The organism is Bartonella sp. AD328YNZD, assembly GCF_042196425.1.
In genome coordinates, this window is record NZ_JBHIQG010000486.1 from 1 (window position 1) to 1,435 (window position 1,435).

The window sequence follows — 1,435 nt, forward strand, 5'->3', positions numbered from 1 at the left end:
GCCGAGGGCAAGACAAATAAGGAATAAATTGATGAGCCTTACCATTGCTATTGTTGGTCGTCCCAATGTTGGGAAATCAACACTTTTTAATCGTTTGGTTGGGCAAAGGTTGGCTTTGGTTGATGATAAGCCAGGTGTAACACGTGATCGGCGTATTCATGCGGCAAAACTTCAAGATCTACGTTTTGATGTGATTGATACGGCTGGGCTGGAAGAAGCAGGTGATCATACACTTGAGGGGCGTATGCGTTCTCATACAAAAGTTGCAATTGATGAAGCTGATCTTATTTTATTCGTATTTGATGCAAAGAGTGGAATAACACCAAGTGATTTAAACTTTGCTTCATTGGTTCGCAAATCAGGAAAACCAATAGTCCTTGTTGCTAATAAGTCTGAGTCAAGAGCGGCAACGGGAGGAGAGTATGAGGCGTGGTCATTAGGTTTGGGGGAGCCGTGCCCAATATCGGCTGAACATGGTTTGGGACTTAGTGATCTTCGTGATGCAATTATAGAGGCTGTTGGGGCAGAACGCGCTTTTGACAATAACAAAGAAGAAGATATTACGATACAGCCTGCATCTGTTGGTGATGATATAAACAATTTGGAAGAAGAGGGGCTTATGTACGATGAAAATAAGCCTATTCGGATTGCAATTGCGGGGCGCCCCAATACAGGAAAATCTACTCTTATCAATAGTATGCTGAAACAAGAGCGGTTGTTAACAGGACCAGAAGCAGGACTTACGCGTGATTCTATTTCTGTAGATTGGGAATGGCGTGGTCGTCATGTTAAACTGTTTGATACTGCAGGTTTGCGTCGAAAATCGAAAATTCAAGAAAAGTTAGAAAAATTATCCGTTGCTGACACTTTGCGTGCTATTTGTTTTGCAGAAGTGGTGATCATTGTTTTTGATGCAACGATGCCTTTTGAAAAGCAGGATTTACAAATTGCTGATCTTGTGATTCGTGAAGGGCGTGTTCCAGTTATTGCTTTTAATAAGTGGGACCTTATTGAAAATAGTCAGGCTACATTGATTGATTTGCATGAAAAATGTGCACGATTTCTTCCTCAAGTTCGTGGTTTGAGAGCTGTTCCTTTATCGGGACAATATGGTCAAGGAATTGATAAACTTATGGAAAATGTGATGATGATGCACCGTGTATGGAATCGTCGCATTTCAACAGCTAAATTGAACCAATGGCTTGAAACTGTTGTGGCACATCATCCACCTCCTGCGGTTTCTGGACGTCGACTTAAGGTTAAATACATCACACAGGTTAAGACACGTCCTCCTGGATTTATGATTTCTTGCTCGCGCCCCAAAAGTATGCCCCAGTCGTATTTGCGTTACCTTGTCAATGGGTTACGTGAAACATTTGATATGTTTGGTATACCAGTTCGCATATCATTACGAGCCTCTGATAATCCTTTTGCG

At 41.9% G+C, this 1,435-nt stretch carries 1 protein-coding gene; it reads left to right on the forward strand.

What is annotated here, in order from left to right; all coding sequences use genetic code 11:
* Positions 1 to 31: 31 nt before the first annotated feature.
* Positions 32 to 1,435 (forward strand): ribosome biogenesis GTPase Der (der, locus tag ACFIO3_RS13075; protein WP_375704600.1); only part of this gene is annotated, 1,404 nt, incomplete at its 3' end.